This window comes from Pseudomonas sp. GW823-FHT05G12, from assembly GCF_058795575.1.
Genome location: NZ_CM179501.1, coordinates 2864705 through 2890437 on the forward strand (window position 1 = coordinate 2864705; position 25733 = coordinate 2890437).

General features: G+C 59.2%; 26 protein-coding genes. 9 read left to right on the top strand and 17 right to left on the bottom strand.

The annotated features are described in order from the left end of the window. Positions 1-69 precede the first annotated feature (69 nt). Together AC3RCM_RS12890 and AC3RCM_RS12895 are read left to right on the top strand one after the other, a co-directional pair. The gene (locus AC3RCM_RS12890) at positions 70-1296 is read left to right on the top strand and encodes an MFS transporter (protein WP_231114285.1); all 1227 of its coding nucleotides are present in this window, start codon (positions 70-72) and stop codon (positions 1294-1296) included. Between the two features lie 163 nt (positions 1297-1459). Beyond that, complete coding sequence (locus tag AC3RCM_RS12895) at positions 1460-2167, top strand: IclR family transcriptional regulator (protein WP_020191089.1); 708 nt, start codon at positions 1460-1462, stop codon at positions 2165-2167. 100 nt (positions 2168-2267) lie between these two features. Here AC3RCM_RS12895 and AC3RCM_RS12900 read toward each other — a convergent pair whose 3' ends face one another. From AC3RCM_RS12900 to AC3RCM_RS12930, 7 genes are all read right to left on the bottom strand, one after another. After that, positions 2268-2771 (bottom strand): CinA family protein, encoded by a 504-nt coding sequence (locus AC3RCM_RS12900; RefSeq protein ID WP_020191090.1) that lies wholly within the window; start codon positions 2769-2771, stop codon positions 2268-2270. Positions 2772-2985: 214 nt separating this feature from the next. Further along, positions 2986-3978, bottom strand: coding sequence for a LacI family DNA-binding transcriptional regulator (locus AC3RCM_RS12905; RefSeq protein WP_020191092.1), 993 nt, complete (start codon positions 3976-3978; stop codon positions 2986-2988). Between the two features lie 76 nt (positions 3979-4054). Continuing rightward, positions 4055-5557, bottom strand: coding sequence for a glycoside hydrolase family 32 protein (locus AC3RCM_RS12910; protein WP_081273227.1), 1503 nt, complete (start codon positions 5555-5557; stop codon positions 4055-4057). Next, positions 5554-6699, bottom strand: a complete 1146-nt coding sequence (locus AC3RCM_RS12915; protein WP_064492073.1) for an ABC transporter ATP-binding protein — start codon at positions 6697-6699, stop codon at positions 5554-5556. Before AC3RCM_RS12915 ends, AC3RCM_RS12910 begins: the two co-directional genes overlap by 4 nt. Before the next feature lie 27 nt (positions 6700-6726). Beyond that, positions 6727-7569 (bottom strand): carbohydrate ABC transporter permease, encoded by an 843-nt coding sequence (locus tag AC3RCM_RS12920; RefSeq protein WP_064492072.1) that lies wholly within the window; start codon positions 7567-7569, stop codon positions 6727-6729. Further along, entirely contained in the window at positions 7566-8528 is a 963-nt protein-coding gene (locus AC3RCM_RS12925) for a carbohydrate ABC transporter permease (protein WP_064492071.1), read from the bottom strand. The genes AC3RCM_RS12920 and AC3RCM_RS12925 overlap by 4 nt, the downstream gene beginning before the upstream one ends. A 21-nt stretch (positions 8529-8549) precedes the next feature. Further along, the gene (locus AC3RCM_RS12930; protein WP_020191097.1) at positions 8550-9824 is read right to left on the bottom strand and encodes an ABC transporter substrate-binding protein; all 1275 of its coding nucleotides are present in this window, start codon (positions 9822-9824) and stop codon (positions 8550-8552) included. 168 nt (positions 9825-9992) lie between these two features. On the opposite strand from AC3RCM_RS12930, the gene AC3RCM_RS12935 reads away from it, so the two are divergent. Both AC3RCM_RS12935 and AC3RCM_RS12940 read left to right on the top strand, forming a co-directional pair. Beyond that, positions 9993-11558: a carbohydrate porin gene (locus AC3RCM_RS12935; RefSeq protein WP_492629660.1), complete on the top strand. Its 1566-nt coding sequence runs from the start codon at positions 9993-9995 to the stop codon at positions 11556-11558. Positions 11559-11719: 161 nt separating this feature from the next. After that, entirely contained in the window at positions 11720-12628 is a 909-nt protein-coding gene (locus tag AC3RCM_RS12940) for a carbohydrate kinase family protein (RefSeq protein WP_064492069.1), read from the top strand. A gap of 297 nt (positions 12629-12925) precedes the next feature. On the opposite strand, the gene AC3RCM_RS12945 is transcribed toward AC3RCM_RS12940, so the two are convergent. From AC3RCM_RS12945 to AC3RCM_RS12960, 4 genes are all read right to left on the bottom strand, one after another. Then, complete coding sequence (locus tag AC3RCM_RS12945) at positions 12926-13369, bottom strand: hypothetical protein (protein ID WP_231114284.1); 444 nt, start codon at positions 13367-13369, stop codon at positions 12926-12928. 228 nt (positions 13370-13597) lie between these two features. Then, positions 13598-14032, bottom strand: coding sequence for a DUF6691 family protein (locus AC3RCM_RS12950; RefSeq protein ID WP_064492068.1), 435 nt, complete (start codon positions 14030-14032; stop codon positions 13598-13600). Between the two features lies 1 nt (position 14033). Continuing rightward, positions 14034-14471 (bottom strand): YeeE/YedE family protein, encoded by a 438-nt coding sequence (locus AC3RCM_RS12955; RefSeq protein WP_064492067.1) that lies wholly within the window; start codon positions 14469-14471, stop codon positions 14034-14036. Between the two features lie 53 nt (positions 14472-14524). Next, positions 14525-15415, bottom strand: coding sequence for a universal stress protein (locus AC3RCM_RS12960; protein WP_064492066.1), 891 nt, complete (start codon positions 15413-15415; stop codon positions 14525-14527). Positions 15416-15626: 211 nt separating this feature from the next. On the opposite strand from AC3RCM_RS12960, the gene AC3RCM_RS12965 reads away from it, so the two are divergent. After that, a complete protein-coding gene (locus AC3RCM_RS12965; RefSeq protein WP_064492065.1) occupies positions 15627-16052 on the top strand; it encodes a potassium channel family protein in 426 nt (141 codons plus the stop codon). Between the two features lie 60 nt (positions 16053-16112). Here the strand turns inward: AC3RCM_RS12965 and AC3RCM_RS12970 are convergent, their stop codons facing one another. From AC3RCM_RS12970 to AC3RCM_RS12980, 3 genes are all read right to left on the bottom strand, one after another. After that, positions 16113-16757: a hypothetical protein gene (locus AC3RCM_RS12970; RefSeq protein ID WP_081273226.1), complete on the bottom strand. Its 645-nt coding sequence runs from the start codon at positions 16755-16757 to the stop codon at positions 16113-16115. 74 nt (positions 16758-16831) lie between these two features. Then, a complete protein-coding gene (locus AC3RCM_RS12975) occupies positions 16832-18199 on the bottom strand; it encodes an MBL fold metallo-hydrolase RNA specificity domain-containing protein (protein WP_010954170.1) in 1368 nt (455 codons plus the stop codon). Continuing rightward, on the bottom strand, positions 18190-19116 hold the full coding sequence (locus tag AC3RCM_RS12980) for a universal stress protein (RefSeq protein WP_064492064.1): 927 nt from the start codon (positions 19114-19116) through the stop codon (positions 18190-18192). The genes AC3RCM_RS12975 and AC3RCM_RS12980 overlap by 10 nt, the downstream gene beginning before the upstream one ends. 182 nt (positions 19117-19298) lie before the next feature. Between AC3RCM_RS12980 and AC3RCM_RS12985 the strand changes: the two genes are divergently transcribed. Next, on the top strand, positions 19299-19847 hold the full coding sequence (locus AC3RCM_RS12985; protein ID WP_064492063.1) for a GNAT family N-acetyltransferase: 549 nt from the start codon (positions 19299-19301) through the stop codon (positions 19845-19847). 29 nt (positions 19848-19876) lie between these two features. Here AC3RCM_RS12985 and AC3RCM_RS12990 read toward each other — a convergent pair whose 3' ends face one another. Next, positions 19877-20803 (bottom strand): universal stress protein, encoded by a 927-nt coding sequence (locus AC3RCM_RS12990; RefSeq protein WP_064492062.1) that lies wholly within the window; start codon positions 20801-20803, stop codon positions 19877-19879. Positions 20804-21328: 525 nt separating this feature from the next. On the opposite strand from AC3RCM_RS12990, the gene fnrC reads away from it, so the two are divergent. Then, complete coding sequence (fnrC, locus tag AC3RCM_RS12995) at positions 21329-22126, top strand: Crp/Fnr family transcriptional regulator FnrC (protein WP_064492060.1); 798 nt, start codon at positions 21329-21331, stop codon at positions 22124-22126. Between the two features lie 58 nt (positions 22127-22184). Here the strand turns inward: fnrC and paaX are convergent, their stop codons facing one another. Both paaX and paaY read right to left on the bottom strand, forming a co-directional pair. Beyond that, complete coding sequence (gene paaX / locus AC3RCM_RS13000) at positions 22185-23108, bottom strand: phenylacetic acid degradation operon negative regulatory protein PaaX (protein WP_177410047.1); 924 nt, start codon at positions 23106-23108, stop codon at positions 22185-22187. 77 nt (positions 23109-23185) lie between these two features. Beyond that, complete coding sequence (gene paaY, locus AC3RCM_RS13005; protein ID WP_010954164.1) at positions 23186-23785, bottom strand: phenylacetic acid degradation protein PaaY; 600 nt, start codon at positions 23783-23785, stop codon at positions 23186-23188. Positions 23786-24131: 346 nt separating this feature from the next. Here paaY and paaF point away from each other — a divergent pair, with 346 nt between their 5' ends. Both paaF and paaG read left to right on the top strand, forming a co-directional pair. Then, positions 24132-24905 (top strand): 2,3-dehydroadipyl-CoA hydratase PaaF, encoded by a 774-nt coding sequence (gene paaF / locus AC3RCM_RS13010; RefSeq protein WP_492629661.1) that lies wholly within the window; start codon positions 24132-24134, stop codon positions 24903-24905. A gap of 34 nt (positions 24906-24939) precedes the next feature. After that, entirely contained in the window at positions 24940-25731 is a 792-nt protein-coding gene (gene paaG, locus AC3RCM_RS13015; RefSeq protein ID WP_020190801.1) for a 2-(1,2-epoxy-1,2-dihydrophenyl)acetyl-CoA isomerase PaaG, read from the top strand. The last annotated feature ends 2 nt before the right edge of the window (positions 25732-25733 follow it).

The following is a 25733-nucleotide window of genomic DNA, read 5'->3' on the forward strand; positions in this document are numbered from 1 at the left end:
ACCTTGCGATGGGGTGCGCAGTGGCTGATGGATCGGTGTCGGTCGCGGGATTATTGAGGATTCGAAGACTTGTCCGATTCATCACCACCGCACAGCACACGCTGGCCCGCCGCTGTGCGGGCGCTCTCTCATCGCAATTTCCAGATCTATTTCGTCGGCCAGGGTGTTTCCACGTTGGGCAAGTGGGTGCAGCAGGTAGCATTGGCTTGGCTGGCCTATCACCTGACCGGTTCGGCCGTGCTGCTGGGGCTGATCACCTTTCTTTCGCTGGCGCCGCAACTGCTCATCGGCCCGCTGGCGGGGGCGTGGATCGACCGCCACGACAAACGTCGCCTGCTCATCATTGTGCAACTGATCTTGATCATGCAGTCGCTTGTGTTGGGCATCGCAACTTGGCTGGGCTGGGTGGACGGGCCGTTCATCGCCGGCATGGCCCTGCTGCTGGGCCTGCTCAACGCCCTTGAAACACCACTGCGCCAGGCGCTGATCGGCAGCTTTGTCGACAACCCGGGCGACCTGCCGAATGCGCTCGTGCTCAATGCCATGCTGATCAATGCTGCGCGTTTCGTCGGCCCCCCACTGGCTGGCGCGCTGATTGCCTTTGCCGGGGAAGCAGCCTGTTTCCTGCTCACTGCACTGGCTTTTCTCGCGCTGTGGGGTGGCTTGCTGAAGGTCCGCGGCACTGCCAGCCTCAAGGCTAGCGGCTCAACCTCGCAGGTGTTCCGCGAGGGCCTGGACTATATGTGGCAGAACTTGAACGTGCGCCAGCTGTTGATCAACGTGATCATGGTCAACTTGCTGGCTTCCTGCTACGCGGCACTGCTGCCTATCCTGGCCAGGGCAGTGTTCGCCGGTGATGCGCGTGTGTTGGGTTGGCTATGGGGGGCGGCAGGTGCCGGGGCGTTCGGGGCGACGCTGGTGTTGGCGGTGGGCGGCGCCATGCCGCGGCTGCGCCAGTTCACCGGTGCCGGGGCGCTTTCCTGCGCGGTCGCGTTGATAGGCTTATGGCTGGCGGCGGAGCTGCCGCTGGCACTGCTGGCGTTGGCGGTGTTGGGTTTTGGTATCACCCTGAGCAACGTCAGCACCAATATGCAGTTGCAGAGCGGCGCGCCGAGCCACTTGCGCGGCCGGGTCATCGCCTTCTACATTGCCATGCGCTTTGGTTTCGAGGCTTTGGGCGGTATGGCCGCAGGTTTGATCGCCGCTCGCTTGGGCGCGCCGGCGACGCTGGGGATCGCCGGCGCGGTATTGGTGCTGGGGTTGCTGGGGCAGTACATCAGTTACCGCCACCATTGATGGGTACGCGACCTGATCAGCGACAGCCATGCGAGCCTTGCCCTACTGTTTTTTTATCTGGCCCACTGCGCATGCTACGTTGGCGGGGACCGACCGTTGTCGGATAATGAGGTTTTTCTGCCCTCGCATTGAATGGAGGGCTTCAATCGTGTGAGGTTTGCAAATGGCAAAAGCGCGGCCGCGTCCCGCGGTAAATGGTGTGGCATCGGCAGACCGTGTTTTGACCGTGTTAACCGCTTTTCAGGTAGGCGACGCTGCGCTGAGCCTGGTCGAGCTGGTTGAGCGTACCGGGCTCATCAAGAGCACGATCATGCGCTTGATGGTTTCTCTGGAGAACCACGGGTTCATTACCCGCATGGCTGATGGTCGCTATCAGTTGGCAAGCGAAGTCATGCGTTTGAACGCTGTGTATCAGGAGGCGCTAGACCTGGAAAAGCACGTGATGCCACGTTTGCATTATCTGGCTGAACAGTCGGGTGAAACTGCTTCCTTCTATGTGCGTCACGGTGCGTATCGGATGTGTCAATATCGGGTCAATTCATCGCATCGACTGCGTCTGAACCTGCAACCTGGTGACATGCGGCCGATGGATGAAGCCGCGGGTGCTCAGGCGTTGCGCGCTCCCTATCAAATCGGCATTGCCTTGCAAAAACCTTATTACTCCAAAGGCGCAACAGACCCTCATGCTGCTTCGATGGCGCTGCCCATCTACGGTGCCCAACAGGAATTGATGGGCGCCCTTGTGATTTCAGGGCCTGCGAGTCGTTTGACTGAAGAGTATGCCGAAAGCCTCAAGCCGATGTTCTTCGAAGCGGCACGTGATCTGATGCGAAGCTTGGGCTTTAAGTCTGCATCTTTGGAATCCGCATGATCCAACTGCTCAGGCAAAAGGTGGAGGAGGGTCGTCGAGGGATTCACCTGCAGTATTCGATGTCAAAAGTCGCCTCCATGCCTGTCATTACCTGCCCCCTTCAGGCGCGCTCCCCACGAAGCCAGCGCTCGTGATAATGGATCAGGCGCGTCAGTCCATAGACGGCGCCGTCGTGCATGACTTGCGCTCGCTCACCAAAAAAACGCTGGGTACGGGTAAACACGGCTATCGGTTCGCCGGCAAAAGCCCACGCAAAGCAAAGGGTGCCGGGTAGAACCCCGGATGCTGGGTCAGGCCCGGCTACACCCGTAGTTGCGATAACGACATTGGCATCGCTGTCCTTCAACGCCCCCAGGGCCATCTCCCATGCGACTGGTTCGCTAGTCAGCCCGTACCGTTCGATGGTTTGCGCGCTTACACCTAGCAGACGCTTCTTGGCGGAGGGCGAATACACGACGTAGCCGCTTTCCAGTACCTCGCCTGTGCCTGGGAATGCCGCTAGCAGAGCGACCATGCAGCCTGCTGTGCAGGATTCGGCAGTGGTAAGTACCAGATGGTGGTCTTTGAGGTAGCCGAGCACGGCCAATACGGGATCCGTTGCCATTTTTATGTCGACTCATTGTTCTTTTGTGGTGGACGTGTCGGCCATGTAAATGGTTCACCGGTTTAGCGCAGCTTCGCCTTGTTTTTTGAGCTGAACTTTATTTCCCTCGTTGACATCACTGTAGGGAGCACGGAGCTGGGCTCCGAGGCGTTGTCATTCGTTCATGAGTGGGCCGGCGCATTGCTTCATGAGCGCCTGTCCGCTTTACTGATTCTTATAGTGATGCCCTGACCACCAACGGACAATCAACTGGCTGGGCTCCCGATACCTCGAGGGCCTGGATCAGGTGCCGGGCAGCATTGCGACCGATCTCGTAATATGGCAATTGCACGGTGGTCAGCGGTGGGATGAACAGTTCGGCGATGCCGATCATGTTGTCATAGCCGAGCACAGCGACATCGGCGGGAATCTTCAGGCCACGGCCCAACAACAACTGATAGGCACAAAAGGCAATACGGTCATTGCCACAGATCAGAATGTCGAATTGGGGGCGACCTTCGATGATATGTCGGTCGAGGATGGCTGCGGTTTCACCGTAGGCGTCATGATCGGAAAGGTCGTATTGCAGGAGTGTGTCAGGCGCTAGGCCGAATTCCTGACAGGCACGTTGCAGGCCTTTTTGTCGCAAGCCCCAGGCCAGACTCTGTTTTGGCAGATTGATACACAGCGGGCGCCGATAGCCTTGGCTTAACGCGTGATGTACGGCTCGATACTGCCCCTTTTCGTCGTCTGGCACATAACTCACCAGGCGACTGTCATCGGTCAGGCAATTGGCGAGTACCAGTGGTTTGCTCTTCAACCGCTCGGGAATGCACACCTGGCGAAACCCCATGGCGCTGAAGATCAAGCCGTCCGGACGGTGCGACAGCATTAGGTCGATGTTCTGGTCAGTGGGCGGGTTGCTTAACAGGTTTAGGATAAAGACATTCCAGCCGGCTTGCTGCGCGGTCTGCTCAATGGACAGCAGCAGCTCGACCGCAAATGGTGTGGTCGCAGTGTCCAGCGCGAACACACCGATGGTTCGCGACTGGAGGTTGTCGCCGCGCATCCTGCGCGCCGACAGGCTCGGTACGAATTGCAGTTCATCAATGGCACGACGCACCCGCAGAAGGGTTTCGGCGCTCAGTTTTTCCGGAGTGTTGAGCGCTCGAGAAACCGTCATCAGGGACACGCCGGCCAGCTGTGCAACGTCTTTCACTGAAGTCATGTGAGGCGAAATCGGTCAGGTTGACGCCGAATCATGACACATTGCCCGGACTTCTCGCGACTCGAATGACGCTGTCTCACAGCCATCCAGAACCGAGAGACCACGCCTTGGGGATCGAGACACGCCCGCCACTCCCCCTAGCCAGAAGCTTCACGCCCAGACTGTCGGGCCGCGGATAGAGGCGACTGCTGAGGCTGAAGCGCCCGTTTTCGTCGAATACCTCGATGGAGGAGCGATCGAGGAACACGCGCAGTTCAAGTCGCTCTTGTGTCGGGTCTATCGATACGCTGCGCTGGCCTGTGACTTGCGCACCCGAGCGGCTACGGTCAAGCACCAGGCGATGCAGTGATGCATCGTAGTAGAGCAGGGTTTCTTCACGGCCATCGTCGCTGCAGCGCAAGGCAATTCCCAGGTGGCCGTCGGTGCAGCCGAGCAAGTCCAGATGCACGTGGATTTCGAGCATATCGCCTTTCACGTCCGGCACCCATCGGGACCCCGCCTCATCCCACCAGGGCGTACTCGGTAATGGCGTCTTGCGTAGGGCGGTAAGCTCCCGTGCCGGATACACGCAAAGGCGATCGGCGCACAGTTCAAGTTCGCGCGGTAAGCCGAGCATGCCGCACCAGTGATGGTCCTGGCTCGGCATCGGGCTTTCCCACATGTCGAGCCACGCCCACACAAGGCGCCGACCATCAGCGGCCAGTAGCGTTTGCGCAGCATAGAAATCATGGCCGTTATCCAGCTCGATAAAAGGCCCTCCCGTGAAGTGCCATTCGCTATCGAGTCGGCCCACTCGATAACCCGTCTGGTACTTGTTGAGGCGGTCGTAACCTTCGGCTTGCATGCCTTGGGGCGAGTACAGCAGTACATCGCGCCCACTCAGTCGAAACAGATCCGGGCATTCCCACATATAGCCATCACCCTCGCCGCCGCCGGACACATAGTCAAGGAACTCCCAGACGTGCAGATCCGTGGAGCGGTACAACGGCAGCAACGGCACATCGCCCAGACGTGCGCCGGCAATCAGGTACCAATAGTCATCCTCCTGCCATACCTTGGGATCGCGAAAGTGCATGATGGTGTTGTGCGGCGCGGTGTCGATGACGGCGCCATGTTTGACGAAATGGATGCCATCGCTACTGGTTGCCAGACACTGGACTTGACGGATGAAGCGCTCGTCACCCACTTCCCCCAGCCAGGTGTGCCCGGTGTAGATCAGGGCCAGGGTATCGCCACACACCACGGCGCTACCGGAAAAACAACCGTCACAGTCGAAGTCATCGCCGGGTGCCAGTGCAATGGGCAGGTGCTGCCAATGAACCAGATCGGCACTCTTGGCGTGGCCCCAATATATTGGGCCCCATTTCGCGTCGAAGGGATAATGCTGATAGAACACGTGATATTCGCCACGGAAGTACACGACCCCGTTAGGGTCGTTCATCCAGCCTGCCGGCGGCGCAATATGATAGCCCGGGCGATAATCGTGGATGACGCGCGATATCCCCTCACTCAGTGCACGCTGCGCAAGGTCAAGGGAAGAAGACATCGGGTCGCTCATGGTATTCAAAGACAAGGTCATAGGGCGTGTGCTCGGACTGAACGCAGAGAAAGGTCATTCGGCAGGTTTTCAATGGCTTGTGGGTGGCGCTTCAAGGCCGTGCCGTCGGCGTCGAACAGGTGCAGGTGGTCTGTGTCCAGTTGCAGTTCGACCCGATCGCCTGCCTGCCATCCGGCGTTGACCTCGCAACGACAAATCAGAAGCTCGTCCTGACCTGTTTCGAGGTGCACATACGTTTCGCTACCCAGGTACTCGACCCCCATCACGACGATGCCGGCGGTTTCTTCCGCCGCTTTGAGCGATACGTGCTCCGGGCGAATCCCCAAGCTCAGCAGCGTGCCCGCCGCCAGATCCGAGCTGTCGAAGGGCAGGGCGGTCATACCCAGAACGGGAGTATCGACCAGGCTGGTTTCGCCCGGGGCATGCAGGCGTGCCGGTAGAAAATTCATTTTCGGCGAACCGAGAAAACCGGCGACAAAGCGGCTCGCTGGGCGTTCATAGAGCTCGCGCGGTGAACCGACCTGCTCTACGCGCCCGCCATTGAGCACGATAATTTTGTCGGCCAGGGTCATTGCTTCCACCTGATCGTGGGTGACGTAGATCATGGTCGAGCCCAGTCGGTCATGCAGCCGGGCGATTTCGTTGCGCATCTGCACCCGCAAGGAAGCATCCAGGTTGGAGAGCGGCTCATCGAACAACAAGATGTCCGGTTCCCGCGCCATGGCTCTGCCCATCGCCACACGCTGACGCTGGCCGCCAGACAGTTCCTTTGGCTTGCGTTGCAGCAGGTTGTCCAATTGCAGGATCTGCGCAGTTTTCAGCACGCGCTCGCGCAGGCTGGTCTTATCGGTCTTGGCCAGTTTGAGACCAAAGCTGATGTTGTCGTAAACGCTCATGTGCGGGTACAGCGCATAAGACTGAAACACCATGCCGACACCACGTTCGCGCGGCTCCAGGTCGTTGACCCGTCGCCCGTCGATCAGCAGGTCGCCGGCGCAGATCGAATCCAGTCCGGCGATCAGTCGCAGCAGGGTCGACTTTCCGCAGCCCGATGGGCCGACGAACACTACGAATTCACCCGCAGCGATCTCCAGGTTGATGTCGCGAAGAATCCGCACGCCACCCAGTTGTTTGTTCACGTTGTCCAGTTTCAATTTGATCACGATGCTGTTCCTTGTATTTGTTGGGCATCAACCCTTTAACGCGCCGGCAGTGAGACCGGAAACGATTCGGCGCTGGAAGATCAGCACCAGAATCACCAGCGGGACGGTGACCAGCACCGATGCGGCCATCAACAGCCCCCAAGGCAGCTCATGGGGGCTGCCGCCGGAAATCAAGGCGATGGCGACTGGCACCGTGCGTTGGGTGTCGGTGAGGGTGAAGGTCAGGGCAAACAGGAACTCGTTCCACGCTGCGATGAAGGCCAATAAACCGGTGGTGGCCAGGGCGGGCCAGAGCAGCGGCAACAGCACGCGGGTCAGCGTGACCCAGGGCGAAGCACCATCCATGATTGCCGCTTCTTCCAGTTCATGGGGCAATTGCCCCATGAACGTGGTCAGCACCCAGACGGTGAAGGGCAGGGTGAAAATCGTGTAGCTCAGGATCAACGCCCAGGACGTGTTGTACAGGCCCAGGGCGCGGACCACTTCAAACAGCCCCGACAGCACCGCGACCTGGGGAAACATGGAGACGCCAAGGACCATCATCAATACTGTCCCACGCCCACGGAATTTCACCCGGCCCAAGGCATAGGCAGCGGTCAGGCTGAGGAACAGCGCCAGCGTCACCACGCACAGCGCAACCACCAGCGAATTACCAATTGCCCGCAGGAATGAGGCTTGGTGAAGTACCGCCGCATAATTGGAGAAGTCGGGGTTTTCGATCCAGTAGCTCACCTCGAACAAGGTGCTGGACGGCTTCAGCGAAGTCACGATGGCGTAGTAGAAAGGGAAGACCGCATACAGCAGCAAAACTCCGATCAGACACCAGAATCCGAGGCGCAACAGCGATTTTTTCAGTAGGCGCTGGCTCATGATCGAACCTCCATTTGACGGCGTCCGAGGTAGAGATAAAGCATGGCGATTACCGCAACCACCAGAAACAGCAGAGTCGAGGCCGCGCTGCCGTAGCCAACATCCTGGAACTCCACCAGGTGTTGGCGGGCATAGACCGACATGCTGATGGTGCTAGAAGAATTTGAGGTCAGCACATAGATGACGTCGAATACCCGCAGGGAATCGAGGATGCGGAAGATCGCGGCCACCAACAATGCAGGCATCAACAGGGGAAGCGTGACACGCCAGAACACTTTCAGCGGATGAATGCCATCAACCCTGGCGGCTTCGTAGCAATCACTCGGCAACATCTGCAAGGCCGCCAGCATCAGCAGCGTGACAAAAGGGACGGTCTTCCACACGTCGACGATGATCACTGCCCACATCGACAGATCCGCATCTGCCGTCCAGGCCAGAGGAGCGGCAATCAGGCCGAGACTCAGCATCAGGTGATTGATGATGCCGAATTGGTCGTTCAGCATCCATGACCATATCTTCGCCGAGACAATGGTCGGAATCGCCCAGGGAATCAGAATCAACGCACGCACCAGGGAACGGCCGGTGAACTGGATGTTCAACAGCAACGCCACCGACAGCCCAAGGATGACTTCCAGTCCCACCGAAACCACAGTGAAATACAACGTGTTGCGCACAGCGTTCCACCATTGTGGATCGACCAGGATGCCCGACCAGTTGGAACCGTCGTGGAACAGGTAATTGCTCAAGCCTACGAAGGAACCGCCACTGCTGTCCGCCAGACTGGCATCGGTCAGGCTGAACCAGAATGTGCGCAGCAGCGGCCATGCCGCCACCAGGGTCAGACACAGCAACATCGGTGTCAGAAATAGCCAGGCGGCGCGTACTCGGCGACTCTGTATGGGCGTTTCCCTGGTGAGCAGGCGCTCGTCACAGGAGGCATGGGTAGTAGAGACAGGCATGGTAATTTTCTTCCTTGTGGCCTACCAGTTCCGGCGTTTGATGCGTGTGAGTTCGCTTTCCAGTTCGGCCAGCGCCTGTTCGACGGGCAACTCGCCTGCCAGAACGCCGTGCACTCGATCGAAGAACGCATTGGAGACCCGTGGATAGCGAGCGGCAGTGATTGAAGCGGGGCGCATGACCCCGTCGTTGAGAATGCTGTGCAGCTGAGCGTAATAAGGCATGGCCGCGAGCAGCTCGGGATCTCGATACAGCGACTCGATAACCGGGTTATAGGCGCCTATCAGGGCACGATGTTTTTGCTGCTGGGCACTGGTCAGGTAGCTCACCAGCTCGGCGGCAAGTTTGGGATGGGCGCTGTAGCGCGATATTGCCAGGCCCCAGCCTCCGAGGGTGGATGCATGGCTGCCGGCCTCGCCGCCGCGGGGCAGGGGAGCGACCCCGACCTTGTCCTTTACGGCGCTGTCCTGGCTTTGCACCAAGGCCCAGACATAAGGCCAGTTGCGCATAAACAGCGCATTGCCCGACTGGAATACGCCGCGTCCTTCTTCCTCGGTGTAATTGAGCACGCCACGCGGGGAGATGTCGCCTACCCAGCTTTTGGCCAGGGTCAACGCCGCTCTTGAGGCCTGGCTGTTGACCACGATGTCGCCTCGTGGATTGACCAGGCCGCCGTCCGGTTGGCTGCTGATCCATTCCAGCGCGTTACACGTCAGGCCTTCGTAGGCACGCCCTTGAAAGATGTACCCCCAGGCGTTGGCGTTGCCGGCATTGCGCTCGGCCTGTTGTACATCCTTGGCGGTTGCGGTCATTTCCTCCCAAGTCTGGGGGACTTGCTTGTTGTATTTCTCGAGCAAGTCCTTGCGGTAATACAGCAGGCCCGAGTCGGTGAACCACGGCATCGTCACCAGCCGTCCGTTCACCGTGGCGTTGTCCACCTGCGCCTGGAAGTAGCCTTGGGTTGCATCGGCGGGTAGCACCTCGCGCAAATCCAGCAGATGCTTGGCCAGCATCCCCGGCCACACCATGTCGATCTGAATGATGTCGATGTCGCTGGACTGCGCACTGAGGATCTGTTGATAGAACGACAACCGCTCGGTTGCCGAGTTAGGCGTGGACACCACCTCGACGTGATTGCCGGTCTGTTGAGACCACGCCTCGACGGCCTCTTTGCACAGTTGTAATTCCGCGCCCACCGCACCGCAGGAAATCGTCAGATTGCCTGCGCTGGAGAGGGATGGAAGCCCGGCGCAAAGGGCAAGCAGTGCTGCTGGAAAGAGTGTTTTGAGCTGTTTCATGTAGCCCTCTTTATTTTTGTTTTTAGAAAAGTTAACGTTAACATCGCCAAATGTAGCAGCGTATTAGCGATGAGGCATCCTTTTTTTTGTGGATTTCGACAATCAACATTTCACGAAAAAAGAGGCCGGTCGCAGGACAAAAAATAAAAACAAAACAGGAAATCCCCCATGCAGAAAGCATCAAGCTGGGTACTCGCAGGCGTACTCGGCACCTCGGCGGCCAACGCTCAGGCCGCGACTCTGGAAGAGCGCATGGCCGCGTTTGAAGCCCGTGCCGCCGCTGCGGAAAAACGTGCAGCCGCCGCCGAACAACAAACCCAGGCGCTCGCCAGGGAACTGCAGCAGCTCAAACAGTCCACTGCCGCCTTGCAGCCTTCTGCGTCCACTGCGACCACCACTGTGATGCCCAGTCTGGATACGCGGTTGGCAAAACTCGAAGCCCGTCAGCAAAGCATGGAGAAGGAGGGCAGTACCGGGCACCTCACCGACGGGTTCAGCTTCAAGGGTTACGCCCGCTCCGGATTGCTGATCAACGATGGCCTGGGGGGCGGGCGGGGCGGTCCTTATACAACGCCTGCCGGTTCAGTCGGTGGCGCAGTCGGGCGACTGGGTAATGAAGACGATACTTACATGCGTATAGACCTGTCGAAAGAAGCCTATGCGCAGAACGGCACCCATTCCAAATTCACCGTTTCCATCGCCGATGGCGTGGAAAGCTCCAATGACTGGACGGCCGCTGAAAGTAACCTGAACGTACGCCAGGTATTTGCGGAACTCGATCATCTCGCCGCATTCAAGGGCAATTCGATGTTCGAGAACGCCACCCTGTGGGCAGGCAAGCGATTCGACAGGGACAACTTCGATATCCATTGGCTGGACTCGGACGTCGTCTTTCTGGCCGGCACCGGGGGTGGTATCTACGACGTACAGATGAACAAGAACTGGCGCTCGAATTACTCGTTGATCGGGCGTAACTACGGGGATTTCAGCGAGGACGGTCTCAATGCCGATGTGGAAAGCTACATCCTCACCTCCAACCAGTTCTTCGATAATGGTCAGTGGCAGTGGATGTTCAATGGCATTGGCTCAAAGAAAAACGACTTTGGCACTCGCACCAATGAAGCGGGCCTGAAGCCTGCGGACTCCGGCTTGCACAGCATGCTGGCCAACCACCAGAAAAACTTTTTCGGCAGGGAAGGCTTCTTCAAAACGGCGCTGCTCTATGGGCAAGGTCTGGGGGCAGAGGTCAAGAACATCGGCTCAGATGGCGAACTCATAGACGATGCCCGCGCTCTGCGTCTGGCACTTTACGGTGAGACATCACTTGCGCCCGACTGGCGTATCGGCCCCAGCGTGCTGGCCGAACAGAGCAAGGATATATACGTCGAGGGTGACGACTACCGCTGGCTGACCCTGAATATGCGCTTGGCCAATAAAATCAACAGAAATTTCGAGATGGCCTACGAAATAAGCTGGCAAACCATGAACCTGGACCCGAAGGACTATCTACAACGTAGTGCGGTCGACGGTAACTTTTGGAAATTCACTGTCGCCCCGACATTCAAACCTGAGGTCGGAGATCTTCTTACGCGTCCTGAATTGCGAGTGTTCGCAAGCTTCATGAACTGGTCTTCGGATCTGGACAGGTTCAGTACCACAGACTCCTTTGGCATGACGGACTTCGAAGGCGGAGGTGTATGGCAGTACGGTATACAAATGGAAACCTGGTTTTAATGTTTGAACGCGTGCGGCCAACATCTGCTTTGAGGTTGGTTATGAGAGCTTCACTAACCTCAACAAACCCTGCCTTTCATCAAAGCGCACTGAGTAAGTGATTACCGGTCGAATCTGATCAGCCAGCAGTTCCCTACGACAAAAAAATTGAGGAAATGACGATGGTATTGCCTCGCGCAGTAGTGTTTGGTGAAGCCCTGACCGATCTTGTCCAAGGCACTCCTGGGCAGTGGATGGGCTACCCGGGTGGTGCTCCCTGGAACGTTGCACGAGCGCTAAGTCGCTTGGGTGTCAGCAGCGCTTTTGCTGGGTCGGTGAGCATGGATTCACTGGGTGACGAGATCGTTTCGCAGTCGGAAGCGGCAGCATTGGATATGAGGTTTATCCAACGGGTAGACCGAGATCCTTTGGTCGCCATCATTCCATCTAGCCGTCCTCCAAGGTACTTTTTTGCCGGAGATGCCGATCTGTTTTTTGATCCGGATCTGATGCCAGAAGGATGGATCAACCAGGCAGAGCTGTGTCATTTCAGTTGCATCAGTTTGGCTCGACAGCCACTTGCAGACAGGCTGGTTAAAATTGCTCAGCAGGCCAAAGAAGTCGGTAAACGGATTAGCTATGATCCGAACTGGCGCAATTTAATGGATAGCCATTATCGGGAGCAGACCTTCCCTAAGATGACCACTCTTGCTGACATGGTTAAGCTTTCCGACGAAGACCTTCGGCAAATTTATCCAGGGCTGACAGAACACCAGGCAATAGATGAGCTTCGCGCTCTTAATCCTCAGGCGCAGATTCTTTTTACTCGAGGGGAACACGGGATAATTCTCCATACCCCGGACAGCCAGCTCGAACAGCCGGCGATTGCCGTGAAGGTGGAGGACACGGTTGGAGCTGGAGACGCTTGTATGGCTGGTTGGCTGGCGGCGGAGCTGCTGGGGATCGCGGACTTGAGAGAGCGCCTGCAATTTTCAGCGGCTTGCGCATCCATATCTTGCCGCCATGCCGGAGCCCATGCTCCAGCGTTAGCTGATGTGGAAGGTTTGCTGCAACTGCTAAAACATACTTGATCAGGGTTGCTGGCGCCGAGGAGTCGTCTAAGTAAAAAGACGCGGCGCCGAATCCAAGGGAGCTCAAGAGCATTTCTGACGTAGTACCTGATTTAACATAATATGCATTATGAGCACCTTTGTATGGAGCTACCGGGGCCGTGGGTGGGCAGATTTAAAGCCAGGCCACGGGCCTCGATTACTGGGCCGCAGATCAAGCTTGGACCTCAGCGATGTAACTCGGCACGAACGGATCCTGCGAGCCTCGTTCCTTGTAGTAGCCAACCACGTTGGCCAACGTCCACCGCAGCTACCTCATCAGCACTGGATCGGCAAATTTCCAGCTGGCCGACTCGTGCTGATACCGGCTGTTGGTGAACACATCGCGATGGTGAACACATCGCAATACCGCTCGAATGAGTGTTCCTGGCTGTTCAGGGCCAGGCTCTCGCGAATAGCTGCAGGCATCGCGTGAAACAGTGTCAGCAGATCGTGAGCGTCACGCTTTTGTTTGGGTGGAATCTTGCCGATTGACTGCAGGTATTGGTGAGCCGTTTTGAGTGCTTCGACGTCAAGCTTATAGGTTTCGCCGGACGTACCTTCGTGCTGATCTGGCACGGAAATAAAGCTTTTCAGCAGGATTTCCATACCGATCGCTGCATTGACCATGGCGACATGCAGGAGGTTTTGGGCGTCTAAAAGCTCAGCGGCCTTGAGGTAGTAACGGGCGCTTTCAAGCATCCAGCCTGGAAAGTGAGTCATTAAATGGTGGTCGTTGGTGGTGACTGCCGCCGGAGGTAGCTCATTCTTGAACGCTAGCGTGCAATCGTGGCGTTAGCGATAACGCATGAGCTACCCCTAGCTCAACAGATGAGCTACCCTGCCCTTATAATATGGACACAAGAAATAACTACGCTAAATATTCATTTAGTAGAGTTACACTCAATAAGTGCCTTATTCTGATATCGACCAGAACTAAGTTGTTTACCGTCAAACCCTGCCCTGATGACGGCTGCGAAACGCTTCCGCAACATTAAACACTCCCATACCGGCAAGCATCGCGAGCACAAATAGCCAGGCTTGCCAGTACCCCCCGGCGAGCAACACCAGCACCGGCCCCGGACATACGCCGGCAAGCCCCCAGCCTATGCCGAAAACCAGGCTCCCGCCGACGAGTCGACGGTCGATGTCGCGCCTGGCAGGCAGCTGTATCTTACCTCCCAGCAAGGCCGTGGTATGACGTCGCGCCCAAGTCATCGGCAACAGTGCGGCACCTATCGCACCCACCATGACCAGTCCCAGCGACGGGTCCCACTGCCCGGCAATGTCGAGAAACCCCAGCACCTTGGCAGGGTTTGCCATACCGGATAGCAATATCCCCATGCCGAACAGCAACCCTGCGATAAAGCCACTGATCCGCTTCATTTCATGCTCCTGAAAGTACATGCCTGACCACGAAGACCGTGGCAAAGCCTGCTGCCATGAAGCACAGCGTCGCCACTGCAGAACGAGGCGACAGGCGTGACAAGCCACAAACGCCATGGCCACTGGTGCAGCCACTGCCATAGCGGGTACCGAGGCCTACCAGAATTCCCGAGACCATAAGCAGCCAAGGCGCCACACTGAAATGAACGGGAGGCATTGCTGAGAACAGTTGCCAGGAAAGTGGCGCGGCAATGAGTCCCAGCAAAAAGCACACTTTTTCGCCCCGCCCTTCCCCGCCACTTTGCAGCATAGAACCGAGCAAACCGCTGATGCCCGCGATGCGCCCGTTCGCAACGGCGAACAGCCCGGCGGCCAAACCGATCAATGCCCCGCCTGCCAATGCCGACCACGGCGTGAAGGCAGCCATATCAACAAACATCTCAGCGCTCCATTGTCGAATCAGAGACAAGAAAAGATGCCATCTTAATGAAGTCAGCTGACGGGTGCAGACCTGATCGTCAGGATGCTGCACGGTGCATGGCTGACAAGCCGCTCGGTGGTATCGCCGATCACCTTGGCCCAATGCCTGGGCTGCACGGCGCCGACCACCACTGCATCGATTTTCAGCGTGGCGATGTAGGACTTGATCACGCGCAGGGGCGCACCTTCGCTGAAATGCCGGTGCGTGTGAGCGATGCCATGTGCATCGGCCAACGCATCGAAGGGCAGCTGCAGTGACTCGCGTAATTGGTTCGCCCAAGGGCCTGCAAGGTCAGGGTTGGCCAGCATGGCGATGGGCAGGTCGTAAGCCGACAGCAGGTGCAACTGCCCCTTGCATTGAGTCGCCAGTTGCTGACCTGCCGCGACCAGGGCATGGTTGAGGGCGTCGTTGTGTGGCGACGGGTTGGCGACATCCACTGCGACCAGAATGTTGTGGGGGATGGCTGGGGCATCCGCCGGTACGAACAACAACGGCGTCTCACTCCCATGCAGCAGCGCCTGGTCGAGCGAGGTCCGAGCGATCTGCTCGAGCAGGGAGTGGCCCGGGCAGCCCTTGATCACTAAATCAGGTGCGTAGCGGGCAATGCACGCTGGCAGCTGATCACGCGGATTGGAGGTTTCAACTGCCTCGAAACCTGGCCGAGCCCCAACGAATGGCTGCTCATCCAGCAGTGCTTTGAGTTCGGTACTGAAATGCATGAACGAGGCCGAATGAAGTGGGGCCTCCTGCAATTCGTGAGGCAGGCGCAGTGCACCAGATTCATGGATGCCCAGTACATGCAAACTCGCACCCGCCGCCGCAGACAATGCCATGGCCCGGGACAGCGCGGCATTGGCTTGGGCCTCGGTCATGATAAGCAGAATCCGGCGATACGGCTTCATGGGTACCTCCCGGCGCGTTGCCTGGGTTGCATGCGCTGTCATTATTGAAGCAGGTGCTGGTTCGTTCTTGATAAATATCAATGCCCCCAGGCGCCACTTTGCACCTGCTAGTGAAGAAATCCTAGCGTTGCTGCCGCAGGCCAATGAGCTACCATCCATGCGTTGGTCGACAACTTGAAATGAACCGCCCATCAGGGCAAGAGTGCAGGCGATGCTCATTGTCACGCTGATCAACATGCTGGTCGTGATCCTGGTGGTGATCATTCACTACGAATGCTTGCTGCGCCTGAATGACTGGCTACCCCGCCTGAAGCTCTGGAGCCGGTTTCGCATCGTGGCGGGTGTGTTCGGCGCACTGCTGGCCCATGCCCTTGAGGTCTGGTGCTTTGCCCTGGTGTATTACCTGATGGCCCACGCCGACGGCTGGGGCACACTCAGCGGCAATTTCGACGGGAGTTTCCTGGACTGCGTGTACTTTTCCTTCACCACCTATACCACCATCGGTTTCGGCGACATCACCCCTGGCGGGCACCTGAAATACCTGACTGGCCTGCAGGCATTGACCGGCCTAGTGCTGATCACCTGGACCGCTTCGTTTCTCTTCCTGGAAATGCAGAAGTACTGGAAAGCCAAATAGCGGCGGTTCCAGTCGTCGGGCTGCGGCGTCCAGCACCAGGGCACCCACAGGCGGGCCGGTTCAAGACGCGGTTGCCTGGGGCTCCTCGGGCAGCAGGTCGAACTGTTCAAGACAGCGCTGTTCATCATCGGCAGTGAGCACCTTCAAGCCGCTCACTTCCTGCATGGGGGTTTCGAACAAGGCCATGCGCAGCACCCCGTTGCGTTCCATGAAGGTCTGCGCCAGGCACGTGCACACCGGTTTGCCGACAAGCGCGGTGAGTTTTTCATCTTCGGGTATATCAACTTGAGCCTGCAGGTTGGCCTCGCAGTTCGCCACGATCTGCGTCACTGAGCGCCCTGCCAACCACAAGGTGCCCGTGCCCAGCAGGGCCAGGCACAACAGCACCACCAGCAGGATGTTCGATTCCCGAGCCACTGAGCGAAGGAACGCCAGTCTGGCCTGCCAGCCTGTCTCCTGGCCGTTGAAAATGGCTTTGCCAACGGTGCGCTTCACGCCCCGCTGCACCGCCCAGCCTAGCGCCACGCTCAAGGTCAGCAAGGCCAGCATCACGACCGGAGTGTGCATGGGCAGGCGCCAGGTCGGGCTCAGCCCGCGATAGGCCGATGCGGCGAGGAGTAACACAAGGATCGCTACGATCCAACCCAGGCTGCCCTTGGGGCGATGCAACCACGCTCTGAGTTTCGCCCTAGCTTGTGTGTTCATGAATACCTCCCGTGCCAGCCTGGGCTCTGTATGAAAAGCCTTGATACTCGGTGATGTTGCGTGGAAAACAGCCTCTAGCGAACAGGGTCGATGGCAACCGTTTCCTGATATTCAGGCACGCACACCTGCCAGCCGAGTTCGAGGCTGATCCGCCGCCGCAAGGTGTCGGCAGCGTGTGGCTCGCCATGAATCACATAGGTCTGACGGGGTGGCCGGGTGAACCCGCGCAACCATTCCATGATTTCATCGGCATCGGCGTGCGCAGAAAGATTCTCCATCGCGTGCACCTGTGCACGGATGGGCACATCCTCGCCGTGCAACCGCACACTGTGGGCGCCCGCGACGATATCGGCACCCCGCGTCCCCCCGGCTTGAAAGCCGGAGAACAGAATGCTGTTGCGCGGGTTTGGCGCCAGTGCCTTCAGGTGGTGAAGCACCCGTCCACCGGTCGCCATGCCACTGGCGGCGATGATCACTGCGGGCTCGCGCAGCTGGTCCAGGTGCCTGGACTCATCGACCGTCCGGACGATGTGCGTGCCTCTGCACATGGCGGCGCACTCGGCTGCGGTCAGCCGATGCTCACTGCGGTACTGCTGGTACAGGGCGGTGGCGTCGGTGGCCATCGGACTGTTCAGGTAGATCGGGATATCAGGGATCAGCCGGTCGCGCTTGAGCGTGTACAGGTAATACATGAGCAGTTGGGCGCGGCCAACGGCGAACGAGGGTACGAGGGTAATGCCATGGCGCAGGAGCGTTTCGTTGATGACCTTGGCCAGGTACTGCTCGGTCGATTCGGCGGGATGCTGGCGATCGCCATAGGTAGATTCGATCAACAGCACGTCCGCCGTCCTGACCAGCTCAGGCGCACGCATGATCGGATCCTGAGGGCGGCCGAGGTCACCCGAAAACAGCACGGTCTGCCCTTCGGCGCTGATCTGGACCGTGGCCGCTCCCAGAATATGTCCGGCGGTACGCAACAGCAACTCCATGCCCTCGGCGATCATGGTCACCTGGTGTAACGCTACGGGGCGAAACAGTGCCAGGGCACGTTTGGCATCCTGCTCGGTATAGAGCGGTTGCGCCGGCGCATGCTTGGAGTAACCGTGGCGATTGGCATGTTCGGCCTGCTCTTCCTGCAGCCGCGCACTGTCGAGCAAGAGGATTTCCGCCAAGGCGCAAGTTGCCGGCGTGGCGTAGATCGGCCCGCGGTAGCCTTCCCGAACCAGTACAGGTAAATAACCACTGTGGTCAAGGTGGGCGTGGGTCAGCACCACCGCATCAAGCGCCCGCAACGCCGGGGGCAGCGGCTGCCAGTTGCGCAGGCGCAGTTGCTTGAAACCCTGGAAGAGCCCGCAGTCGACCAATACCCGCGTGCTGTCACGGGTCAACAGGAATTTGCTGCCGGTCACGGTGCCGGTGCCGCCAAGAAAAGTCAGTTGCATGGCCAAGGCTCCCAACTTTCGGCTATTTGGGGATGAACGGCGAGCACACTGCACGGTGGGCGGCTGACGATACGCTCGGTGGTGTCACCCAACAGTTTGTCCAGGCCTTTGGGCTGTACCACGCCCATCACCACCGCGTCGATGTCCAGGGCAGCGACCTGTTCCCGGATCACCTGTACCGGGCCTCCTTCCATGAAATGTCGGCGGTCCGGCGCGACGCCTTCGGCATCGGCCAGCGCTTCGAATGGCTCCTGCAGTGCCTCGCGCATCTCGTCGATCCAGGCCTGGGAGACATTCATGTCCGAGGCAAATACCCCTGCCAGGTTGTAGGCCGATAGCAGATGCAGGTGCGCGTCACACTGCAACGCCAGCGCCTGGCCAGCACGAATCAGTCCACGATTGAAGCACGCCTGGACGGCAGGGGTCTCGCTGAACGCAGTATCCACGGCGACCAGCACACGCCGCGGCAATGAAACGGCCGCCGCCGGCACGAAATGGCTGACGCCTTTGAAACCTCGCATCAGCGCACAATCCAGTGGGGTGCCGAACATGCGCACCAGGGCCGACGCGGCTTCGCTGTCCTTGATGACCATATCCGGCTGCAGTTCACTGATGTAATCGATCGCCTGGCTGCGGATATCCTCCGCATTCAGGCTGTCGACCGTCAGCGTCGTACCGCTGCCCCGATGCCGTTCGACCAATCCCGTCAACTGAACGCGATAATGCTGGTACTGGCGCTTGATATCGGCCTCGTTCAGCCGCTCTTCGCGCAGAAGGTGCTCCTCGCTCGGCTCGAACAGGCCCAGCACATGCACGCTGGCGCCGCTGACTTGCGCCAAGGCAAGGGCTCGGCGCAAAGCGGCGGAATGCGGATCGACCTCGGTCAGCAGCACCAGCAATTGTCGATATTGCCCCATGGTGAACCTCCGCGCTTTCGTCAGTGGGTGTGATGCTGACGATATTCCGCGCACAGGATCGCTGCTGCTTGATGCAGATCAGAAAACCGCTACCCAGCCTGAACTTGATGATTGTCAGAACCGAACCGGCCTGCCACGTTAAAACAGCTGCACCAGACACTGATCAGGCAACGGGAGGCGTCATGAACGGGCAGCAGACAGCACAGCCACAGACCTGCGAACACTGGGTCGAAAACCTCGAGGACGGTTCGGCGGTGCTGATCCGCCCACTGCGCGAGGAGGACCGCGAACGGGACAAGCGTTTTCTGAGCACAATCGCATATGAATCACGGCGCTTTCGCTTCATTGCCGGACTCAGCGGCGGCTTGCCTAGCTTGGACACGCAAGACATGCCCGTGGACTACCACCAGCGCATGGCCTATGTCGCCTTGGTTCATGTAGACGGTCAATTGCAACAGGTCGGCGTCAGCCGCTATGCGGGCATACCAGGCAGTCAACGTTGCGAATGTGCAGTGGCGGTCAGCGAAGACTGGCAGCGCAAGGGGTTGGGCAAGCGCCTGATGCAACACCTGATTGCAGCCGCAAGACGCAATGGCTTTCAGTGCATGGTCTCCAGGGATCTGGCCAGCAACTATGCGATGCACCGGCTGGTCAAGGCACTGGGCTTCACCTCCCGCTACCCCGGCGGCGATGTGAGCGAGATTCTGCACGAACTTGACCTGCGGCCTTGAAAAGACAAGGCCCTTGCGGGCCTTGTGCTTCAGCCTTGGGAGCGCTCTGGAGAAATCACCAGCACACTGCTGGACAACCGATGCATAACGCGCTCGGCAGTACTGCCGATGAACCAGCCGATGCCACGGTGGTGATAACTGCCCATGACCAGTACGTCGATATCATTGTTATCCATGAATATCGCCAGGGCCTTTGCCGGGTCGCCTATGCGCATATGGCGGTGTTCGACGGCGATGCCGTTGCGTTCGGCAAGCTCCTGGAAGGCAGCGCTTTGAGCGTCATGCAAGGTCTGGGCATCGTTTGAATCGAACAGGAACGAATGTTCCCGGCTGCCGCCGGCGTCCAGGTACATGGAACCCAAGTCGTAGGCGTACAGCAACTCGATCTGGGCATTGCACTGCAATGCCAGCTTCAGCGCTTCGCTGATGATCTGGTCGTTGAAGCCTTCAAACTGATCCTCCGGCCTGGACAGGTCCACCGCCGCCAGAATCCTGCGTGGCAACGCATGGCTGGCCTTGTGTACCAAGTGCAAGGGTATTCGCGTTTCGCGCAGCAACTGGATATCCAGCGAGGTAAACATTGCGCGCATCCACCAAGGCTCATGCTCGAGCTCTTTGATCAGCATGGCAAACGGTTGCTCACGCAAGTGTATCAGGATCTCATTCAAGGGCTGCTGCACCCACACCACCTCGGTTGTGACGGTGACACCATTGCGCCGCATCGGCAACGCCTGGGTTTCCAGCCATTCACGGTGCTGCTGCACGTAACCCTCGCGCATGACTGCCAGCGCCTGTTCATTCACCAGGCCCGCCGTGGCAAGCCCTTCCACGTAGTCGAAAGCCACGATGTGCAGCGCCATCCCCTTGGCCTTGGCCAGCGCAGCAGCCCGGTCATAGACCGGGGTTCGGCGCATCAGGGGCGAGGCGATCAGCAGCAGTCTTTGCGGAGTTTCCATGGCACACCTCTGAGGTTGCGATACGTGGGTAAAGCATCTGCCAGCTACACGTTGCGAACTTGATGTTTATCAACTCGAGGCACCTACCGACCAATGGCATTGCCCATGGCGCAAGAACTTGACGCCGATCAATGTCTCGACACTGCGCTGGCGCACCCTGTAGCCATATCAACATTCACCTCAGGCGCCGCAGGCGTGCCATGGCGTTAACGCCCTGAGCTTCACCTGCGCTGCCGGCAGGGACGCCTTCATTCTGCATTGTCTAGCGATACATGCTTTGGAGGCCCTGATGAACGTTTACGTCGAGAAGAGCACTGAGCAGGGACGCTGTTGGGTGCGCATGGATGACTGGCGGGTGGGTTTCAGTACGGCTGCCGAAGCCGAGCGATTTGTCGAACGGCTTACAAGCCGCCTCAATGCCCCCCACTCGCGGGACATGCTTGCTGATTGGTCGCCCGTCGGGCTCGGTGCGCGTAATGGCGCGGGGGCCCAAAGGGGCCTCCGAAATGCGAAGGAGGCCCGAAAATGCCTGGCCAGCTGAAGGTCACCCTGCTCGACTCACCCAACCCTTTGCCCAAGGCAAACCCTATTCACCTGAAACCGCTGGTGAACCACTGCATGGATTGCCGGGTAAGCGGCCTGTGCCTCCCCACTGGCCTGCCGGTTGACGAAAACAGCTGCCTGGGCGCGTTGATAGGCCCACGCATGCGCATTCGCAAGGGCGCCGCGCTGTTCAATGCCAACGATCCGCTGACCATGCTCTATGCCTTACGCTGCGGCAGTTTCAAGACCAGCCTGAACAGCGCCGAGGGGCAAGGCGTGGTGATCAACTTCTGGATGCCGGGCGATGTAATCGGCCTCGATGCCATTGCCACAGAGCACCATGTCTGTGACGCCATTGCCCTGGAAGACAGCGAAGTCTGCCCTGTCCCCTATCGCCGCTTGCAAACCCTGGCGCGTGAGTTTCCGGACCTGCAGCAAAGCCTGAATCGCCTGATGAGCCGGGAGATCGTGCGTGAGCACGGGCGTGTGCTGATGCTGTGCAACCTGACTGCAGAACAGCGGCTGGCCAGCTTCCTGGTGGGGCTCTCCAGGCGCTTCGTCAGCCGCGGTTACTCTGCCCATGGCTTCATGTTGCGGATGTCTCGTGAAGACATGGCTTCGTACCTGGGTTTACGCCTGGAAACCGTGTGCCGATCCGTCGCCCGTCTGCGCGCGCTGGGTATCGTCGACCTGCATGGCAGGTTGGTAGAAATTCTTGATATGCCTGCACTCATGGCGCTCGAACAAGGTGGCGGTGAGTGTGAGGCCAAGGGCCCCTGAAGGCACCCTGCTCGACGCCGTGAATGTTGGCCGCGGCACTGTGAGGCGAGCACTCCCCTCAAGCCAACCCGCCAAAACGCTTGTAAAAACTCTCGCTCACGTCCGGCAATGGGCCATCTGCCGTCTCCAGCGCTGCATTCAACCATTCTTCGGCTTTGGCAAACACCAGTCTGTAGAGGTTACGGCACAACTGTCGCGCAGCCCTTCCCTCCCAGTCCCCTGGCAGCAGCTCATCGGGCAGTTGTGGGTCGCGCAGCAGCAGGCGGCGGTATTCGTGAATCAGCAGCGTGCGCGCCAGGAAGCAATCTTGAGCATCCAGCAACGGCTGCTCTTTCAAACCTTGCCACAGCGGCCTGAACAGCTGGATAAACTCGCTGTATTGCTGCCCCAGTTCGTCGATACGCCAGCTTTCCCGCACCTGGGCGCGCATCGCCTTGGACGCGAGTACCTCTTGGGTGTGGGTTTCGAAGACGATACTGTCGTCGCCCGCCTCAAGATCACGCAACGTGGCCACCAGGTCGGCACGGTCTGCCCGTGGGCAACCCAGCAGGTTCGGCGCCATGACACCAAACCCCTGCCACTCCAGCTCTTCACGCACGGCCTTGCGTTTACCCGCCTCGAGTTGCGACAGCAACACCAGTGTCCAGGCCCCGTCCCAGGCTGGCTGGCTCGGGCTATAGACGCGCTTGAAGGCTTTTTCGAAACGCCGACGGCCAGTGCCTGTCAGGCTGTAATAACTGCGTCGGCCCACCTTTTCTGCAGTGAGCCAACCTTCTTTGGTCAGGCGAAAGATCGACGTTCGTATCAGCCGTTCATTGATGCCGATCGGCTCCAGCAGGTTGATCAGGCTACCGAGCCAGACTGTACCGCCGTGCGGCTCGATGGCATCGCCGTACAACGTGATGATCAGGGAACTGGCGCGGATTGGCGTCTGCTCCTGAAAGCGGGTGATCAAGTGGTTCAGTGGGGCGAGATTGCTCATGGGCGAACTGTGCGCGGATAAAGCATCGACTATACCTGTGCGGCGGGCCGCCTGGCCATTGCGTGTCACTGCCAGGCTCATGCGCTCGCCTGGCCCTTGGGCCTGACCCCGGTGTCTTCCATGCGCGGGCGTCCCGGCTCTGCCTCGGCCAGCGGCGGGCATTCGACCATGCTGTTCATGCAGCGCTGCGCCAGGTGCTGGTACTCCGCCGTCCCGCGCTGTTTCCAGGCCAGCTCCTGCTCGCTCAGTGGGCGTTTGACCTGGGCTGGCGACCCCATCACCAGGCTCTGCGCCGCGCATTCGAAGCCAGCTTTGACGAAGGCGGTGGCCGCGACGATGCAGCGTGGTGCTACATGGGCGCCATCCATCACGACGGCGTTCATGCCGATCAATGAATCTTCGCCGACGCGACAGCCGTGCAGCACGGCGCCGTGGCCGACATGCCCGTTACGTTCCACTACGGTGTCGCCCCCCGGGAAACCATGCATCACGCAGGTGTCCTGCAAGTTGGCGCCCTCCTCCAGCACGATGCGGCCGAAATCGCCCCTGAGCGATGCCAGCGGGCCAATGTAGCAGCGGGGGCCGACGATGACGTCACCGATCAGGACTGCGCTGGGGTGCACGTAGGCTGTCGGGTGAACCACAGGCGTCAGGCCGTCCAGTCGATAGCAAGGCATGGCAACACTCTCGAAATGATTTGAAATGTCAGTAGATCTTGTATCAGATTCTGTCTGGTCGTCAATCGTGTATCACTTGTGTTGAGTTAATGCTGCAAGGAAAAAACCCGCTATAAATACTAGGAAATGCCAAGGTTAAACGATTCTTCAGCAAGCATTGCACTGGAGCTGTGATCATAGAAAAACAAAAAAGAGATACGCGAAATCATTTTGTACCTTGCATTACTGTATCGCATAGAGCATATACTAACCTCACCTGGTCGTGATCCCGCATTACGTCCCTGCAAACAATTCCAAAAAATGCCGGCCACGCGATGTGCCGTGCGTGCAGCCAGAGGAACCCGAGATGCCGCGATATATCGATGTGCAGGCGCCCGAACATGGCGTTCAGCTCATTACCCTGCAACGGCCCGAGGTCTTGAATGCCCTGTGCACCGAGCTACTGGCAGAACTGGCCGCTGCGCTGCAGGCTGCCGGGAACGACGAGCATGTCCGTGCCATAGTGATTACCGGCAGCGCCAATGCATTCGCCGCAGGCGCCGACATCGGCGAGATGGCCGATCGCGACCTGGTCGGCATCCTCAATGACCCGCGCGTAGCGCATTGGCAAAGCATCGCCGCATTCGCCAAACCGCTGATTGCCGCAGTCAACGGCTATGCCCTGGGTGGCGGCTGCGAACTTGCAATGTGCGCCGACATCGTCATCGCCAGTACCGACGCCCGTTTCGGCCAGCCGGAAATCAACCTTGGCATCATCCCCGGTGCTGGCGGTACCCAGCGCCTGTTACGTGCCGTCGGTAAGCCGTTGGCCATGCAGATGGTGCTGACGGGGGAAGCCATCACTGCCCTCCGCGCCCAGCAGGCCGGTTTGGTCAGCGAAATCACCCAGCCCGAACTCACCGTAGAACGCGCCATGCAGGTTGCCCGCAGCATCGCCGCCAAAGCGCCGCTGGCTGTGCGCCTGGCCAAGGAGGCGTTACTGAAGGCCGGTGATACCGACCTGGCCAGCGGCCTGCGCTTCGAGCGCCATGCCTTCACCCTGCTGGCTGGCACAGCCGACCGCGATGAAGGCATCCGCGCCTTCCAGGAAAAGCGCCAGGCCCGTTTCCAGGGGCGCTGATCATCATTCTCTCGACTGACGGAGCGAGTCTGTCATGACTTTCCAGCACATCCTGTTTTCCATCGAGGACGGCGTTGCCTTCCTTTCATTGAACCGCCCCGAGCAGCTGAACAGCTTCAATACGGCCATGCACCTGGAGGTGCGCGAAGCGCTCAGGCAAGTGCGCCAGAGCAGTGACGCGCGGGTGCTCCTGCTGACGGCTGAAGGCCGCGGCTTCTGCGCCGGCCAGGACCTGTCCGACCGCAACGTTGCCCCAGGCGCCGAGATGCCAGACCTGGGCCAGTCGATCGACAAGTTCTACAACCCGCTGGTGCGTACCCTGCGCGACCTGCCTTTGCCGGTGATCTGTGCGGTCAACGGCGTGGCGGCCGGTGCCGGTGCCAACATTCCCTTGGCCTGCGACCTGGTGCTGGCCGCCCGCTCGGCCAGTTTCATCCAGGCCTTCTGCAAGATCGGCCTGGTGCCGGACTCCGGCGGTACCTGGCTGCTGCCGCGCTTGGTCGGCATGGCCCGGGCCAAGGCGCTGGCCATGCTGGGCGAGCGCCTTGGCGCCGAACAGGCCGAGCAATGGGGGTTGATCCACCGCGTGGTGGATGATGCCGCGCTGCGTGATGAAGCCCTCACCCTCGCCCGCCACCTCGCCGCCCAGCCCACCTACGGCCTGGCACTGATCAAGCGCAGCCTCAATGCCAGTTTCGACAACGGTTTTGAGGCGCAGCTGGAGCTGGAGCGCGACCTGCAGCGCCTGGCCGGGCGCAGCGAGGACTACCGCGAAGGCGTGAACGCCTTCATGAACAAACGCACGCCAGCCTTCAAGGGGCGCTGAAC